At 52.3% G+C, this 15,673-nt stretch carries 13 protein-coding genes; 9 read left to right on the top strand and 4 right to left on the bottom strand.

Annotation, left to right across the window (positions count from 1 at the left end):
* The first annotated feature begins 6 nt into the window (after positions 1-6).
* Positions 7-1,185: a cell division protein FtsZ gene (gene ftsZ / locus J4377_RS10750; RefSeq protein WP_038485387.1), complete on the top strand. Its 1,179-nt coding sequence runs from the start codon at positions 7-9 to the stop codon at positions 1,183-1,185.
* 160 nt (positions 1,186-1,345) lie between these two features.
* A complete protein-coding gene (lpxC, locus tag J4377_RS10745) occupies positions 1,346-2,257 on the top strand; it encodes a UDP-3-O-acyl-N-acetylglucosamine deacetylase (protein ID WP_038485384.1) in 912 nt (303 codons plus the stop codon).
* Between the two features lie 96 nt (positions 2,258-2,353).
* On the opposite strand, the gene J4377_RS10740 is transcribed toward lpxC, so the two are convergent.
* A complete protein-coding gene (locus J4377_RS10740; RefSeq protein WP_038485381.1) occupies positions 2,354-2,830 on the bottom strand; it encodes a DUF721 domain-containing protein in 477 nt (158 codons plus the stop codon).
* A gap of 111 nt (positions 2,831-2,941) precedes the next feature.
* Here J4377_RS10740 and J4377_RS10735 point away from each other — a divergent pair, with 111 nt between their 5' ends.
* The 4 genes from J4377_RS10735 (at position 2,942) to J4377_RS10720 (ending at position 8,436) form a co-directional block, all read left to right on the top strand.
* Positions 2,942-3,310 carry a hypothetical protein gene (locus J4377_RS10735; protein ID WP_038485379.1) on the top strand — a complete coding sequence of 123 codons (369 nt, stop codon included), beginning with the start codon at positions 2,942-2,944 and terminating at the stop codon, positions 3,308-3,310.
* A 68-nt stretch (positions 3,311-3,378) separates the two neighbouring features.
* Positions 3,379-6,111: a preprotein translocase subunit SecA gene (gene secA, locus J4377_RS10730; protein ID WP_253485509.1), complete on the top strand. Its 2,733-nt coding sequence runs from the start codon at positions 3,379-3,381 to the stop codon at positions 6,109-6,111.
* A gap of 36 nt (positions 6,112-6,147) precedes the next feature.
* A complete protein-coding gene (argJ, locus tag J4377_RS10725; protein ID WP_038485373.1) occupies positions 6,148-7,377 on the top strand; it encodes a bifunctional glutamate N-acetyltransferase/amino-acid acetyltransferase ArgJ in 1,230 nt (409 codons plus the stop codon).
* 111 nt (positions 7,378-7,488) lie between these two features.
* Positions 7,489-8,436, top strand: coding sequence for a Nudix family hydrolase (locus J4377_RS10720; RefSeq protein ID WP_038485369.1), 948 nt, complete (start codon positions 7,489-7,491; stop codon positions 8,434-8,436).
* A 142-nt stretch (positions 8,437-8,578) separates the two neighbouring features.
* On the opposite strand, the gene J4377_RS10715 is transcribed toward J4377_RS10720, so the two are convergent.
* Entirely contained in the window at positions 8,579-9,481 is a 903-nt protein-coding gene (locus J4377_RS10715; RefSeq protein ID WP_038485366.1) for a carbon-nitrogen hydrolase, read from the bottom strand.
* Between the two features lie 9 nt (positions 9,482-9,490).
* Positions 9,491-10,561: an agmatine/peptidylarginine deiminase gene (locus tag J4377_RS10710; protein ID WP_253485507.1), complete on the bottom strand. Its 1,071-nt coding sequence runs from the start codon at positions 10,559-10,561 to the stop codon at positions 9,491-9,493.
* Between the two features lie 199 nt (positions 10,562-10,760).
* On the opposite strand from J4377_RS10710, the gene J4377_RS10705 reads away from it, so the two are divergent.
* On the top strand, positions 10,761-12,002 hold the full coding sequence (locus J4377_RS10705) for a lipoprotein-releasing ABC transporter permease subunit (RefSeq protein WP_253485506.1): 1,242 nt from the start codon (positions 10,761-10,763) through the stop codon (positions 12,000-12,002).
* A gap of 10 nt (positions 12,003-12,012) precedes the next feature.
* Positions 12,013-12,723, top strand: coding sequence for an ABC transporter ATP-binding protein (locus tag J4377_RS10700; RefSeq protein ID WP_198349121.1), 711 nt, complete (start codon positions 12,013-12,015; stop codon positions 12,721-12,723).
* Between the two features lie 12 nt (positions 12,724-12,735).
* Here the strand turns inward: J4377_RS10700 and J4377_RS10695 are convergent, their stop codons facing one another.
* Positions 12,736-13,287, bottom strand: a complete 552-nt coding sequence (locus J4377_RS10695) for a DUF2062 domain-containing protein (RefSeq protein WP_198349120.1) — start codon at positions 13,285-13,287, stop codon at positions 12,736-12,738.
* Between the two features lie 96 nt (positions 13,288-13,383).
* Here J4377_RS10695 and J4377_RS10690 point away from each other — a divergent pair, with 96 nt between their 5' ends.
* A complete protein-coding gene (locus J4377_RS10690; protein WP_253485504.1) occupies positions 13,384-15,651 on the top strand; it encodes a DNA internalization-related competence protein ComEC/Rec2 in 2,268 nt (755 codons plus the stop codon).
* Positions 15,652-15,673: the final 22 nt, after the last annotated feature.

Here is a 15,673-nt window from a genome sequence, read left to right as displayed (position 1 = left end):
GGGCTTATGTTCGAATTGGTAGATAACGCACCCTCGAGCAGTGCGGTCATCAAAGTGGTCGGTGTTGGCGGTGGCGGTGGCAACGCGGTCAACCACATGGTCGAAAGTAATATCGAAGGCGTTGAGTTTATCTGCGCTAACACCGACGCTCAAGCGCTTAAGCGAGTGTCTGCAAAAACAGTCTTGCAGCTTGGTGGTGAAATCACCAAGGGGCTTGGGGCTGGTGCCAATCCTGAAGTCGGCCGCCAAGCAGCCATGGAAGACCGTGATCGCATCGCTGAGTTATTAACCGGTGCAGATATGGTATTCATCACGGCTGGCATGGGTGGTGGTACAGGTACCGGCGGTGCGCCTGTCGTTGCTCAGGTTGCCAAAGAGTTAGGTATTTTGACGGTTGCTGTGGTAACTCGGCCCTTCCCGTTTGAAGGGCCGAAGCGCATGCGCGCCGCAGAAGAAGGTATGAAAGAGCTTTCTGAGCACGTTGATTCGTTGATCACTATTCCAAACGAAAAACTGCTTTCTGTGCTAGGAAAGAACGCCACGCTGCTAACCGCCTTCAGCGCTGCTAACGATGTGTTGTTGGGAGCCGTTCAAGGTATCGCAGAGTTGATTACCAGTCCGGGCATTATTAACGTCGATTTTGCTGATGTACGCACCGTTATGTCAGAAATGGGCATGGCGATGATGGGCACAGGTGGAGCAACTGGCGAAAATCGTGCTCGCGAAGCGGCTGAAAAAGCCATTCGTAGCCCGCTGCTTGAAGACATTGATCTGCACGGTGCTCGCGGTATTTTGGTTAATATTACTGCCGGTCCCGATTTGTCGATCGGTGAGTTCAATGACGTAGGCGCTACAGTTCAAGAGTTTGCCTCTCAGGAAGCGACCATTGTGGTGGGTACCTCTATCGACATGGAAATGTCCGATGAGCTGCGTGTGACCGTGGTGGCTGCTGGGCTGGATGGTAACAAAGGTAAAGTTGCTTCACGTGAGCCAGTGCGTCGGTCTGCTGCTGAAGCGTCATCAGATTACCGCAAGTTGCAACAGCCAACTGTCATGCGTCAGCAGGCAACGGCGCGTAAAGAAGCGCCTGAGCCAGCTGCGAAGCCTCGTTCCGAGAAGCGTCGCACCCCTGATGCAGATGACTATTTGGACATTCCCGCATTTTTACGCCGTCAGGCAGATTAACTGACGCTATCGGGGTCATTGAAACAGTAAACGAGAGTTTTATTGGTTAAAACGCTCGTTTGCTGTTAAAGTGAACACTGTTTCTTAACCTTCTTTCCCCTAGCGGTACTTGTCGGCACTTTTGCCGGTGACCGCCGTCATTAGAGTTCGACCACTGCCCATGATCAGACAACGCACATTACAAAACGTCATTCGCGCTACCGGAGTGGGTCTGCACTCTGGCAAAAAAGTCCACTTGGCTTTGCGCCCGGCGCCAGCTAATACCGGAATTGTGTTTATCCGGACCGACCTGGAGCCTGTGGTTCACGTACCGGCCCGTGCCGAATTGGTGGAAGACACCACATTATGCACTGCTCTTTCTTACAAGGGTGTGAAAGTCGCGACGGTCGAGCATTTGATGTCGGCATTTGCTGGATTGGGCATTGATAATGCCTATGTCGATGTAAGTGCGCCTGAAGTGCCTATCATGGACGGCAGCGCCAGCCCTTTTGTGTTCTTAATTCAGTCGGCGGGCATTTTAGAGCAAGATGCGCCTAAGAAATTCATTCGAATTAAGCGCCGCGTTGCCGTCAGTGATGGCGATAAAGAAGCCGTTTTTTTGCCGCATCAAGGCTTTAAAGTTTCTTTTGCAATTGACTTTGATCACCCTGTGTTTGAGCAGCAAAAACAAACTGCGTTGATCGATTTTTCAACGACGTCGTTTGTTAAAGAGGTTTCTCGTGCACGTACCTTCGGGTTTATGCGCGATCTCGAATTTTTACGCTCCAATAATCTTGCGCTTGGTGGTAGCTTAGATAATGCTATTGTTGTGGATGACTACCGCATCGTGAACGAAGGTGGTCTGCGTTACGACGATGAGTTCGTCAAGCATAAAGTGCTGGATGCTATTGGTGATTTGTACCAGCTGGGCCACAGTTTGATTGGCGAGTTCCAGGGTGTTAAATCGGGACACGCGCTCAACAACCAGTTGTGCCGCGAGCTATTGGCGCAGCCCGACGCCTATGAAATCGTCACTTTTGAAGAAGATAAAGCGGTTGCGCCTATCTCTTACTCGGCACCTGCAATGGCATAGATTGAACGCTTGTTGGGCGGGTGAGTAAGCATACAGCAATAGTAAAAAGCACCGCTTTAGCGGTGCTTTTTGCGTATTGGCACTGGCAATACGTGGCTATGAATGTTTGTCATCTGAATGATTAGGTGCATGCGCCGCAAGGCGCTCCAGGGCGTTTTTAAGTGAGGGGTTGTCAGTGTCTTTAGCGCATTCGGTCAGCGTTTTTCCTGCATTTTCTGAGAGGGTGCGCGTGTAGCGTTTGGGGCTTTCAATTGGCCGAACGGGCCGCACTTTCAGGGTAAAGCCGGTAACGCTTTCAAACCCTGGCAACTGATGCAGTAGGGTTAGCAATCGCGGCTGTTCATAGCGTAACCACGTTAACCAGCTTGCTTGGCCACTTATTAACGTCAATCGGCCGTCCCGAAAGCCCCCGACGAAAATATGCTCACGCATTGCTTCAGGAAGGTGGGCGCGTAAATGACGCTGAGCCTGATCAATTAAGCGGGACTGTCGCATAAGCTGTCCAGCGCTGCCCGACTTGGTCAGCAGTTGGGTAATGGGCTGTGCGCGGGATCGCTTAACCTTTATACTCATTAACTTGATTCCTGGAACGTTGCTGGCTGCGCCACACTCACGGTTGCCACCAGCGTTCTGTATTGTCTTTTAATTGATAGAGCCTAACACGCTCGGGAGCCAGTCCACAGCATGTCATCAACGCCAGATGTTTTGTCTGCTTCGCCGCGGCGGCAACGCCGAAATGGCCTAGCGCGTTGGTGGCTGGCAGGCCTCTTAGTGAGCTGTTTGTTACCTGCTAGTTTACATCCTTCAGATGCATTTCGTAGTGGTGAACGCGGCGTCATCATCTGCTTTTGGGTACCCGCAATGCTGCGTGCCCAATCTGAATGGATCGCTAAGAAGCGCTTTGCGCTGCGCCGCTGGGTAAGAAAAAAAGCGCGTATCCATCCTGTCGTCTTGCACTGTTCCCGCTACTTTCTTCATATCCCACGTCGATTGGTTGCCGCGATTGATGTGCTGACCCCTCGTGGCCCGCCAGCTCAGCTGTCCGTTTACTAAATTTACCCTTATTTGCCTTATATAAAGGGCGCGCCTGAATGGAGCGCTCGTGAAGATTTGGAACTTTCATGATTAATAATTTGTTACGTAAAGTCGTTGGCTCTAAAAATGATCGCGACGTTAAACGCATGCAAAAAAGTGTGCTCAGTATTAACGTTTTAGAGCAAGCGCTTGAAGGGGTGAGTGACGCTGAGTTGCAGGCAAAAACAGGGCTGCTCCGTCAAAAATTAGCAGAAGGCGCGTCTGTTGATAGTTTATTGCCCGAAGCGTTTGCCGTCGTGCGAGAGGCCAGTAAGCGGGTAATGAAAATGCGCCACTTTGACGTCCAGATGGTCGGTGGCATGACGTTGCATCGTGGCCGTATTGCGGAAATGAAAACCGGTGAGGGTAAAACCCTGGTGGCGACGCTTGCCGTCTATTTAAATGCGCTGCCAAGCAAGGGTGTGCATGTTGTCACCGTTAACGACTACCTTGCTCGCCGTGATGCTGAGTGGATGCGGCCCTTGTATGAGTTTCTTGGGCTATCGGTAGGCGTTATCTATGCTGGTCAAACGGGTGAAGAGAAGCGCCATGCCTATCAGTGTGACATCACTTACGGCACTAACAATGAGTTTGGTTTCGACTATCTGCGCGACAACATGGCATTCGCGCTTGAGGATAAAGTGCAGCGTGGTCTGCATTACGCCATTGTCGATGAAGTTGACTCTATTTTAATTGATGAGGCCCGTACGCCGTTAATTATCTCAGGCGCAGTGGATGAAAACACTGATTTGTATGGCATTGTGAATCGCCTGGCTCAACAGTTAGAGCAAGGTGAAGCCTCTGAGGACAGTGATGCGCCGGTCACGGGAGATTTCCTGCTTGATGAAAAACAAAAGCAGGTAGAGCTTACCGAGCAGGGGCATAACAAAGTTGAAGAGCTAATGCGTGCCGAAGGGCTGTTGGGCGAGGGCGAATCGCTTTATGCCGCACAAAACCTAAACTTGCTTCAGCATATGCATTCCGCGCTGCGCGCACGGCATCTTTATCATTTAGACGTTGACTACATCGTATCTGAAGGCCAGGTCGTCATCGTTGATGAGCATACTGGGCGTACTATGCCGGGACGCCGTTGGTCAGAAGGGCTGCACCAAGCGGTTGAAGCGAAAGAAGGGGTGACGGTTCAGCGAGAGAGCCAGACACTGGCATCGACTACTTTCCAGAACTATTTCCGTTTGTATGAAAAGCTCGCAGGTATGACCGGCACCGCTGATACCGAAGCGTTCGAATTTCGGCAAATTTATGGCCTGGATGTGGTCGTCATTCCAACGAACCGACCGCTTGCTCGTAAAGATCTGAATGATTTGGTTTATCTGAGTGCGGAAGAGAAATACGAAGCGATTATTAAAGATGTGAGGGCCGAAACCGAAGCGGGACGCCCTGTTCTAGTCGGTACTGCTTCGATTGAAACCTCTGAGTACCTAGCTCGCCTTATGCGCGAAGCTGGCCTGGCGTTTAATGTGCTGAATGCTAAACAGCACCAAAGCGAAGCAGAAATCATCGCTCAAGCAGGTCGTCCTGGCGCCATTACTATTGCAACGAATATGGCGGGTCGTGGTACCGATATCGTCCTGGGGGGGAACTGGGAAGCAGAAGCAGCTAAGCTGCAAAATCCTACCCAAGAACAGATTGATGCTCTCAAGGCGGAGTGGCAGAAGCGTCATGACGGTGTTTTAGAAGCGGGTGGTTTGCATGTGATTGGTTCTGAGCGCCATGAGTCCCGTCGTATTGATAACCAGTTGCGTGGTCGTGCGGGACGTCAAGGTGACCCAGGCTCTACACGCTTCTTCCTCTCGTTAGAAGACAGTTTGATGCGTTTGTTTGGTTCTGACCGAGTGAAGCGCTTGATGCTGGCTCTCGGGCTAGAACGCGGTGAGGCGATTGAGCACAAGATGGTGTCTAACGCTGTTGAGCGCGCCCAGAAAAAAGTAGAGGGGCGTAACTTTGATATCCGCAAGCAGTTGCTCGAATACGATGATGTCGCTAACGACCAGCGCCGAGTTATCTACGAACAGCGAAATGAAATTCTTTCCGCTGATGAGGTTTCCGACGCCGTTATCGGTATTCGTGAAGAAGTCATGGAAGATGCCATCAGTGATTATGTGCCACCTCAGAGCCTGGCTGAGCAGTGGGATTTGCCTGGGTTAGAGGCGCATCTTAAAACTGAATTCAATCTTGAGGCTCCTGTTACCCAGTGGGCGGCAGAGGATGAGCGCTTCAGTGAAGAGAAGCTGCGTGAGCGTTTACAAGCGATGCACCGCGATGCGTATCAAGCCAAAATTGAGGCTGCTGGTGCCACGTTGATTCGCCGTTTTGAAAAGCAAGTAATGCTCCAGGTATTGGATACCCGTTGGAAAGAGCATCTTCAGTCGATGGATCACTTGCGTCGCGGCATTCATTTGCGTGGCTACGCCCAGAAGAACCCTAAGCAAGAGTACAAGCGAGAGTCCTTCGAGTTGTTCCAGCATCTGCTAACGAACATCAAAGCTGACGTTACGCGTATTTTAAGCCATGTTCAGGTCCGTCAGCCTGAAGAGGTTGATGCGTTAGAGCAAAAGCGCCGTGAAGAGTCAGTACGTGAACGTGCGACAGCAGCAAGCCGCCACGACGACCCTAATGCCCAGCAGGACGATGTTTCACAGGAAGCGCCAGGGACTGATGGTCGTCCGCTGCGTCGTGAAGGACCGAAAGTAGGGCGCAATGATCCGTGCTCATGTGGGTCCGGTAAAAAATATAAGCAGTGCTGCGGAAAACTAAGCTAATCACGCGTGGCGAAATTGAGCGCAAAGGAGAAAAACATGGCGGTGGGAAATCTTGCTTTTCCGGAATTGCCACCCCTTAATGGGGTGCGCCTGGGTAGTGCAATGGCAGGTATTAAAAAGCCGGATCGCCGTGATGTTGTGGTGATTGAGCTACCTGAAACTGCCACGGTAGCTGGGGTTTTTACTCGTAATGCGTTTTGCGCTGCCCCAGTGGTCGTTGCGAAAGCGCATCTTGAAGCGTGTACAAGCGCAGGGCGTGTGCCTCGCTACTGGCTGGTAAATACTGGCAATGCCAATGCTGGTACTGGCGCATCAGGCTTGCAGGATGCTTATGCCAGCTGTGAAGCGCTTGCTGAGCAAATGGGCGTTGATAAAAGCCAGGTCTTGCCCTTTTCAACCGGCGTGATAGGTGAACCTCTGCCCATGACGCGCCTGCTTGCCGGTATACCCCATGCGCTAAATTCCTTAACGGATACTAGCCTTGCTTGGCAGCAAGCGGGTGAGGGAATTCTAACCACGGATACCCGTGCCAAGGGCGCAACGGCAACCGTTTCAATTGGCGATCAGCAGGTCACGATCAACGGTATTACCAAAGGTTCAGGCATGATTAAGCCTAATATGGCTACCATGTTGGGCTTTGTGGTAACGGATGCGGCGATTGCGCAGCCGTTGTTAGCAAGTTTGTTACGTGAAACGGTAGATCACTCCTTTAACTGCATCACTGTCGATAGCGATACATCAACCAACGATGCGTGCATGTTGGCAGCGACAGGTACCGGCGCTCGCATCGAAAATGAAGAGCAGGTGGCCATTTTCCGCAATGCGCTGCAATGCGTCATGACCGAGCTTGCTCAAGCGATTATTCGTGATGGTGAAGGGGCAACTAAGTTTGTGACGCTCCAGGTGGATGAAGCGACCACTCGGCAGGAAGCCTTGGATGTCGCTTTTACCGTTGCTCATTCGCCGCTGGTGAAGACTGCGCTCTACGCTTCTGATGCTAACTGGGGGCGTATTCTAGCCGCTGTTGGGCGCGCGCCGGTTGAGGCATTCGATGTTAATCAAGTCGTGATTGATTTAGGTGACGTTCGCTTGGTTGAACAGGGCGGCCGTGCCGACAGTTATACAGAAGCAGCGGGCAGCGCTGTCATGGCGCAGGAAGAGATCATCATTCGCATTAATTTGGGCCGTGGTGAAGAGAGTGCCACTGTGTGGACCTCGGACCTATCTCATGACTATGTGACTATCAACGCGGATTACCGTAGCTGAAGCGCACTGAAAAGTAGCCAAAACAGTTGCAGTGACGTGCTAATGCAGCGAGATAGCGTCGTCTTTGGTTAGGGCGGCGCGCAAAAAGTGGGTAAAGACGTAATGAGTGTAATGGTAAAACGACGAGTTCATGTCGCGGCGGCTGCAATGATCAGCGCCGATCAGAAGCGGGTGCTGATTGCGCGTCGGCCCTCTAATGTCGATCAAGGCGGCCTATGGGAGTTTCCTGGGGGCAAGCTGGCGCCTTATGAAACAGGGTTGGAAGGTCTCAAGCGTGAGCTTCACGAAGAGCTTGGCGTCGAGATTGTACGGGCTCGGCCACTTATCCGCGTTCATCATGAGTATCCTGATAAGCACATCCTGCTAGATGTTTGGCAAGTCCAAGAGTTTGCAGGTGAGCCGTTTGGCCGCGAGGGGCAGGCTGTGCGCTGGGTGCCTATGGAAGAGTTGGTGAACTATCCTTTCCCTGCCGCTAACTTGCCTATTTTGCGTGCGGTGATGTTGCCCACTGATTACCTGATTACCGGCGAAGAAGCTGACGAAGAGCGTTTCGATAGCTTGTTAGAAAGAGCGCTTAGTGAAGATGGTGTCAGACTCGTACAGCTGCGGGCAAAAAATCTTGATGAAGCGGCATACATTGCCCGTGCTGAGCGCGCGCTGCGCCTTTGCCGTCAGTACGATGCGAAGCTGTTGCTGAATGGAGAGCCTGCACTACTTGACGCTGTTGATGCTGACGGTATTCATTTAACCAGCGCACGGTTAATGGACCTTGAGCGTCGCCCGATTGCAGAAAATAAATGGCTCTCGGCGTCGACTCACGATCAAAAGCAACTTTCTCAGGCTGCGGTTTTGGGTTGTGATTTTGTCACGCTGTCGCCGTTGCGCACTACGCCTTCGCATCCTGAAGTGGCGCCACTGGGGTGGCATGACTTCCAGCAGCTAGTGGAACGTGCTGGTATGCCGGTATTTGCACTGGGTGGTATGACACGTTTTGATGCTAACCATGCACGCGCTGTTGGCGCTCAGGGAATTGCGTCTATTCGTGATTTTTGGAAGTAAAGCCAAAGCCAATCGCCACACGTTAGCATTTTGAACGCTGCGCCTGCTCTCGATGAGAGCAGGCGTCTATGTTTTTACCTGCTTATGTTTTTACCAGCTTGTGTTTTTATCAGTCGAGATTGGTTATCTAGCGAGTGGGTTATCAATCGCGATAGCGGCGTGTTAAGTCACCGTAAGCATCAATGCGGCGGTCGCGCAAATAAGGCCAAATACGCCGAGTGTTCTCGCTACGCGCCATATCGATGTTGACGACTAGTTGCTGCGTCTCTTCACCTGCATGCGCTAGCATTTCTCCCTGTGGGCCGCATACAAAACTTCCTCCCCAAAACGCAATGCCGTTACCAACGCCAGAGTGGTCGGGTTCAAAGCCGACTCGGTTAGCGACCAGCACGGGCAGCCCGTTAGCGACGCCATGGGAGCGCTGTATAATTGTCCAAGCATCTTTCTGGCGGGCTTTTTCAGCGTCATCATCACTTGGATCCCAGCCGATGGCCGTGGGGTAGAGAAGCAGCTCCGCACCACTTAGTGCCATTAAGCGTGCCGCTTCCGGGTACCATTGATCCCAACAAACCAGAATGCCTAGCCGCCCAACAGAGGTGTCAATAGGCGTGAAGCCTTGGCCACGTCCGTCGTCAGAATCACCAGGGGTAAAGTAAAACTTTTCGTAAAAGGCCGGATCATCTGGGATGTGCATTTTACGGTACTGCCCTACACGTCCTTTTGCGCGGTCATAAACGACGGCTGTATTGTGGTAAAGCCCTGCCGCACGCTTTTCAAACAGCGACCCCACCAGCACAATATTCAACTCCTTGGCTAATTCGGCTAGGTGCTGACCAGTAGGGCCGTCTAGTGGTTCAGCCAAATCAAACAGTGCAGGGTCTTCGTACTGGCAAAAGTAGTGCGTGGCATGCAGCTCCTGCAGCAACACTAATTGTGCGCCTTGGCTAGCAACTGAGCGTATGCCTGCTTCGCTGGCTGCAAGACTACGTGCTTTATCTGGCCACGCTGGCTGTTGAACAACACCGACGGTTAAGCTGTTAGACATGATGGCTCCTTAGGATTGACTAAGCGCAGGGGCAAGGGTGCCTTTCGGTAGCTGCATGGTTAAACAGTGAAGGCTGCCATGCTGACGAATGACGCTATTACACTCGATAGGAATCAGGGTGTGTTCTGGAAAGGCAATACTCAACGCTTGCAGCGCGATCAGGTCGGCGGGATCGCCGTACGTGGGCACCAGTACGGCATTATTGATAATTAGAAAATTCGCGTAGGTAGCCGGGAGGCGATGACCATCTTCAGGATCAAAGCAGGCTTGTGGCCACGGCAAAGCAATTAATTGGTAGGGCTCGCCGTTGCGCTGGCGAAACGCCATGAGCTCTTGCTTCATTGCGTTTAGCGCTGGATAGTGAGGATCGGTCGGGTCGTCGCAGCGGACATACGCAATGGTAAAGGGATTGCAAAAGCGCGCGAGCGTATCAACATGACTGTCAGTATCGTCACCTTCAAGATGCCCATTTGCTAGCCATAGGACTCGATCGACGCCAAAATCTTCCGCTAACTGGGCTTCAACATCCGTACGCGAGAGTGACGGATTGCGGTTGGGGTTCAGTAGGCAGGCCTCAGTGGTTAGCAGCGTGCCTTCTCCGTCGGTTTCAATCGCACCGCCTTCTAGCACCATGCTGCGTGGAGCGATGGGGCAGGTCCACACCCCTGCATCATCCAGCCACTGAGTGAGGCGATTGTCATGCTTGGCAGGAAATTTACCGCCCCAGCCAGTAAACGTGTAATCCAGCATGAGTGGCTGCTGCGCTTCGTCCACCACGGTGATCGGCCCATGGTCTCGGGCCCAAGTGTCATCCGTGGGAGCGACAATGAGCATCAGTTGTTGTTGGGCAATGCCATAGGCCTCAAACGTCTCAGCCAAGCGGCGCTGGGTGGTGTCATCAGGAACGCTGATTAACACGCGCTGATAGCGTGTCGCGGCAATCACGATACGCTCAAGTGTTGCTTCGATGCGCGATAACAGCGGTGCCCAGTCGCCGTCTGGGCGGGGCCAAGTCAGTTGCAAGCCGTCTTGGGGGGACCACTCGGGCAATAAACGGTAAGTCTTGTTAGCCAACGTCACGAATGCTCTTAATAGTCGAAAAAATCCTTGCCCTAACGACAAGAAGAATGGGCGCAATTTAGGGGCTTGCTTAGCAACATGCAAGCGTTACCGTGCTTGAGGGAACGGTAGGCAGACTTGTTACTCTAACGCAGCGTTCGTACATGCACCCATGCTAAAAAAACCGTACCATGGACGCTTATTACTAAGGAATGATGCCATGCTTGATCGTTTGCCTTTTCTGGTGGGGCTGCGCTACGTGCGCGCTAAACGCCGGAACCACTTTATTTCATTTATTTCGCTAACTTCAATGCTGGGGTTGATGCTTGGCGTGGCAGTGCTCATTCTTGTGCTGTCGGTGATGAATGGTTTTGATCACGAGCTCCGTACTCGAATTTTGGGAATGGTGCCTCACACTAAAATTGAATCACAAGCAGGGTTAGTTGAGTGGCAGGCGTTAGCAGAACAGCTTGTTGAGCGAGAGCGAGTCATTGGTGCAGCGCCTTATGTTGAACAGCAAGGAATGTTTTCAGCGGGTGGTAGAAACCAAGGCGCTATGGTGAATGGCATCCATCCAGACTGGGAAGATCAAGTGTCGATTATTGGTGAGCATATGCGCCAAGGTCAGCTTTCTGATCTGGTGCCTGGTGAGTGGAACGTAGTGCTGGGGTCTATGCTGGCACGTCGGTTGGGCGTTGGGGTAGGTGATCGCGTCACGCTACTTGTTCCAGAGGCATCGATTACGCCTGCGGGGGTTTTTCCAAGACTTAAGCGATTTACTGTTAGCGGTATCTTTAGTGTAGGCGCTGATTTAGACGCTAATCTGGCCTATGCCAATATTGAAGATATGCAAACGTTAGCGCGCCTGGGCGACGCGGTGGGTGGCCTACGGCTGGAACTAGATGACCTGTTCGTGGCTGGCAGTGAAACGCAAGCGATCGTTAACGAACTTGGCGCAGGGTACCGCGGTACGGATTGGACTGCTTCCCATGGCAGTCTATTTCAAGCGATACAGATGGAAAAGCGCATGATTGCATTGCTGCTTACGGTCATTATTGCCGTTGCCGCGTTTAATATAGTGTCTACGCTAGTGATGGTAGTGACCGATAAGCGAGCGGATATTGCCATTTTACGAACCATAGGCGCCACCCCACGTTCGATCATGGGGATTTTTATCGTGCAAGGGCTCACCATCGGTCTGATAGGTATTGCGATTGGCGTTACTGTGGGTGTTCTCCTGGCACTGACTATCTCTGATTTGATCAGTTGGTTTGAAACAACTTTCGGTATTCAGTTCTTGGATGCCGGGGTTTACTTTATTAGTGACTTGCCCTCTCAACTGCAGTGGAGTGATGTGCGTGATATTGTCATCGCTGCCTTTGGTCTGACCTTCCTCTCGACGCTTTATCCCGCTTGGCGGGCCGCTCGGGTTCAGCCTGCCGATGTACTGCGTTATGAATAAGGAAGCAACGATGACCTCAAGTACACAGCACTCAACAACAGTTATGTTGGAATGTAACAGCCTGACACGGGTATATAGCGAAGGCCCTCAAGATCTTACCGTATTAGATCAGCTTGAGCTTAAGGTACATGCTGGAGAGCGTGTTGCCATTGTAGGGAGCTCAGGCTCGGGTAAAACAACGCTGTTAAACCTGCTGGGAGGGCTCGATCGGCCTAGCGCTGGTAGCGTAGTGATTGCTGGTGAGCCGTTAGCCGGTCTTAACGAAGCGGCACTAGGCCGTTTTCGAAACCGCTATATCGGCTTTGTCTATCAGTTTCATCACTTGCTAGCTGAGTTCACTGCGGTAGAGAACGCCGCGCTGCCGTTAATTATTCGTGGCCAGTCTAAAAAGGCAGCGGAGCAGCGCGCTATGCAGCTGCTTGAGCGGGTGGGCATGAAGGCGCGGGCTGATCATAAGCCTGGCGAGCTTTCGGGTGGTGAGCGTCAGCGGGTGGCCATTGCTCGTGCGTTAGTGACAGACCCTAGTCTTGTGCTGATGGATGAGCCTACTGGGAACCTTGACCAAACCACGGCAAGTACCATATTAGCGCTTATGGACGAATTGGCTAAAGAGAGCGCCTGCGCGTTTGTTATTGTGACTCATGATGTCAGTTTGGCTGCCCATCAGGATCGGGTATTAAGGCTGGATAGTGGGCAGTTAATTGAGCAGAACAACGACTAATACCCTAGGGGGTTAGTCGTCGAACTCTGATTCAATACAAGCTCGGCGCTGCCGTCTCTTCAGGCGGCGGCGCTTCCAGTGATGGGAAACATGCCAGCGCCAAATTAGCCGTATGACGATATTGGCAATCATGGCTAATAGCAAGGCAGAAATTAATGATCCAAGCATTAGCGGTGGCAGGATGTCGTGCATTTGTTCTGCAATCCAGGGTGTTGATATGCGCGATGGCGCCTCCCTTACTGGTGCTTCTAACAGAAACGTGCCAATCCGATAATTAAAATAAAAAATAACCGGCATAGTGAGCGGGTTCGTAATCCACACCAACCCTACTGAAAGTGCCAGGTTGCAACGGCTAAATCTTGCCCCTAGTGCTGCAACTACCATTTGAAACGGTATAGGCAGCATGGCGCAAAAAAGCCCCACGCTGAACGCGTTTGCGACGCTTCGACGTGTTAAAAGCCATAACCCAGGATCCGCAATTAACGGCGCAATAAAGCGTAGTGAGCGCTGTCGCCTTAATGTGTCGGGTTTTGGCATGTAGCGCTGCAGGAAACGGCGCGGCATGTCAGGTACTCTTTCAATTGGTATATCCTATTATCCATATAGCAGCGTGCTTCGGCTATGGCGTGGGTATGAATGACCCAGTTCCAAGGAGGGGATATGCAATTAGGCGCTGCACTACCTGCTGCCTTGGCAGCATTGATGGGTGCGCTAGCAGCGTGGTTAAGCGGTCCTGAAGCGCATCTACAGGTTCTCTTGCCTAGTGTGTTGGTGGTGGCGCTTTTCGGGGTTGTTTTTCGCCGTAGCTTATTAATTTGGTTGGTTATTTCAAGCTGGGTTTTTATCAGCGTGCAGCAAGAGTGGGGGTACCGTTTGCCATCTGGGCTCAGTGGTGAAGATGTCACTCTGCAGGCTCGAGTAATCAATGTTCAAAAGGAAGCGGGGTCGTCACGCATACGTCTGGCAGTTGAATCCTGCCTCTCTCCTGAAGGGCTTCCGAGCTGTAGCGCACTGCGTAGCGTGCGAGTAAGTGCCTATGGCAACCAACGCTACCTCGTTGGGGAGCGTTGGCGGATGACGCTGCGGCTCCGCCCTCCCAGTGGCTTTACTAACCCACATACGTTTAATTTCCAGCAGTGGTTGTGGCGCGAAGGCATACATGCAACGGGCTATGTGCGGCAAGAGCCTACGCCTGAACGCTTGTCGGGGGCTACGCAAACACTTCGTCAGAAAGCAATTGAAACGCTGTCTAGCCAACCGTTGCATGAGCGAACTCGACGCTGGCTTGCGGCGCTAACGCTGGGTGATAGTGAGCAGTTGTCTCAAGAAGACTGGACCTTACTCAACGCAACAGGTACGACGCATTTAGTGGTTATCTCTGGATTGCATGTTGGGCTTGTCGCTTCATTTGTGCTGCTGCTGGCTCGTTTTAGTGCCAGGCTGATGACGCCTACCAATTGGCGTCTGCGTGTTTGGCCCTGGTGGCTAGCAGGAGCGGCGGCTGTGGGGTACGCCATGTTAGCTGGACTAGCGCCTCCTGCCATGCGAGCTATGATCATGACGCTGTTAGGCTTGTGGGTGCTTAGCGGACGGCATGCACCAGGAACTTGGCAAGGTTGGTGGCTTGCACTTGGGATAGTGTTAGTGGTTGATCCGCTTGCACCGTGGCGGCCCGGTCTATGGCTATCGTTTATTGCGGTAGGTTGGTTGATTATTATTTGGCAAGGCCGCCCCCGCCCACAAGGGCTCAAAGGGTGGTGCTGGGCGCTACTGCGTTCTCAACTACTCATCGCACCGCTGATGGCGGCAGCAGTGCTGGTGGCGTTTGGCAGAGTTGCCCCTGCGGCCCCGCTGATTAATCTTGTTGCTGTACCTTGGGTCAGCTCCGTCATGGTACCCAGTGCGTTATTGGGGTGGGTGCTATCGCCACTGCCTGGAATAGGGCTTTTTGTGTGGTGGTGTTTTGAGCAGGCACTGCAGATTTTTCATCAGTTGCTAGTCATTACCGTGCAGTGGGCGCCGCTTTGGCAGCCACCGTCAATATTGGTATTCCCGTTGGTAGGTGCACTGTTATTAATTTCGCTGTGCTGGGGGCTCCCTAATGTTCCGGGGTGGCTACGTATTGGCGCGACCCTGCTACTGTTAAGCTTTCCGTGGTGGTCAGCGGATGAGCAGCTTAACCAAGGTGAGCTACGCGTCATTGTTTATGATGTCGGGCAAGGCCAGCTGATTGAGTTACGTAGCGCCAACTATCGATTGCTGTACGACACAGGACCTCGCTTTCGCAGTGGTTTTATGCCATTGCAAACTCTTTGGCCTCCAGGTCAATCGTTCGATCACGTTATTGTCAGTCATGCCGATACCGACCATGCGGGAGGGATTAGTGCGCTCTTAAAAGACCATCAAATAACGCAGTGGTGGGCTCCCCATGGAGAGCTTCTGCCTGTTGCTAGTACAGAGTGTGTTCAAGGACAGCAGTGGCGGCGTGATGGCATTGGCTACAAGATGTTATGGCCCCCAAAGGGAGATAACGTACTGTCCTCAAATGATCGCTCCTGTGTGCTTCAGGTAAGCGTTGGTGAGCAGAGTTTGCTGATCACGGGAGATGCGGGCAAGGACATCGAAAGGAGAATCTTAGCGAATGTTACTATGCCGATTAGCGTGTTAGTGGCTGGGCATCATGGCAGCAATACAAGTTCGGGTGTTCAGTTCGTTCAAGTAAGCCGTCCTCGGCATGTCATTTTTAGTGCCGGGAAAGATAATCCCTTTAACCATCCGGTCGACGCGGTAGTGCGCCGCTTTCGGCAACAACAGAGCTGCTTGTGGAGTACCGCCCAGGATGGCGCTCTCGAATTTAGCCTCACAGCGACTCAGCCAATTCAGATCATTCCCATGCGAAAGCAACAGGGCGTTCGTAAGCGGTGTTGATGCGCGTCACCATAAGGTAGAA

The sequence above is a fragment of the Halomonas sp. XH26 genome (assembly GCF_024138895.1).
Classification (GTDB): domain Bacteria; phylum Pseudomonadota; class Gammaproteobacteria; order Pseudomonadales; family Halomonadaceae; genus Vreelandella; species Vreelandella alkaliphila.
This window is presented reverse-complemented; position numbering and strand designations above follow the sequence as displayed.

Coding starts and splice junctions, on each gene's coding strand:
- ftsZ (WP_038485387.1), top strand. CDS start 7: ATGTTCGAATTGGTAGATAACGCACCCTCGAGCAGTGCGGTCATCAAA.
- lpxC (WP_038485384.1), top strand. CDS start 1,346: ATGATCAGACAACGCACATTACAAAACGTCATTCGCGCTACCGGAGTG.
- J4377_RS10740 (WP_038485381.1), bottom strand. CDS start 2,830: ATGAGTATAAAGGTTAAGCGATCCCGCGCACAGCCCATTACCCAACTG.
- J4377_RS10735 (WP_038485379.1), top strand. CDS start 2,942: ATGTCATCAACGCCAGATGTTTTGTCTGCTTCGCCGCGGCGGCAACGC.
- secA (WP_253485509.1), top strand. CDS start 3,379: ATGATTAATAATTTGTTACGTAAAGTCGTTGGCTCTAAAAATGATCGC.
- argJ (WP_038485373.1), top strand. CDS start 6,148: ATGGCGGTGGGAAATCTTGCTTTTCCGGAATTGCCACCCCTTAATGGG.
- J4377_RS10720 (WP_038485369.1), top strand. CDS start 7,489: ATGGTAAAACGACGAGTTCATGTCGCGGCGGCTGCAATGATCAGCGCC.
- J4377_RS10715 (WP_038485366.1), bottom strand. CDS start 9,481: ATGTCTAACAGCTTAACCGTCGGTGTTGTTCAACAGCCAGCGTGGCCA.
- J4377_RS10705 (WP_253485506.1), top strand. CDS start 10,761: ATGCTTGATCGTTTGCCTTTTCTGGTGGGGCTGCGCTACGTGCGCGCT.
- J4377_RS10700 (WP_198349121.1), top strand. CDS start 12,013: ATGACCTCAAGTACACAGCACTCAACAACAGTTATGTTGGAATGTAAC.
- J4377_RS10695 (WP_198349120.1), bottom strand. CDS start 13,287: ATGCCGCGCCGTTTCCTGCAGCGCTACATGCCAAAACCCGACACATTA.
- J4377_RS10690 (WP_253485504.1), top strand. CDS start 13,384: ATGCAATTAGGCGCTGCACTACCTGCTGCCTTGGCAGCATTGATGGGT.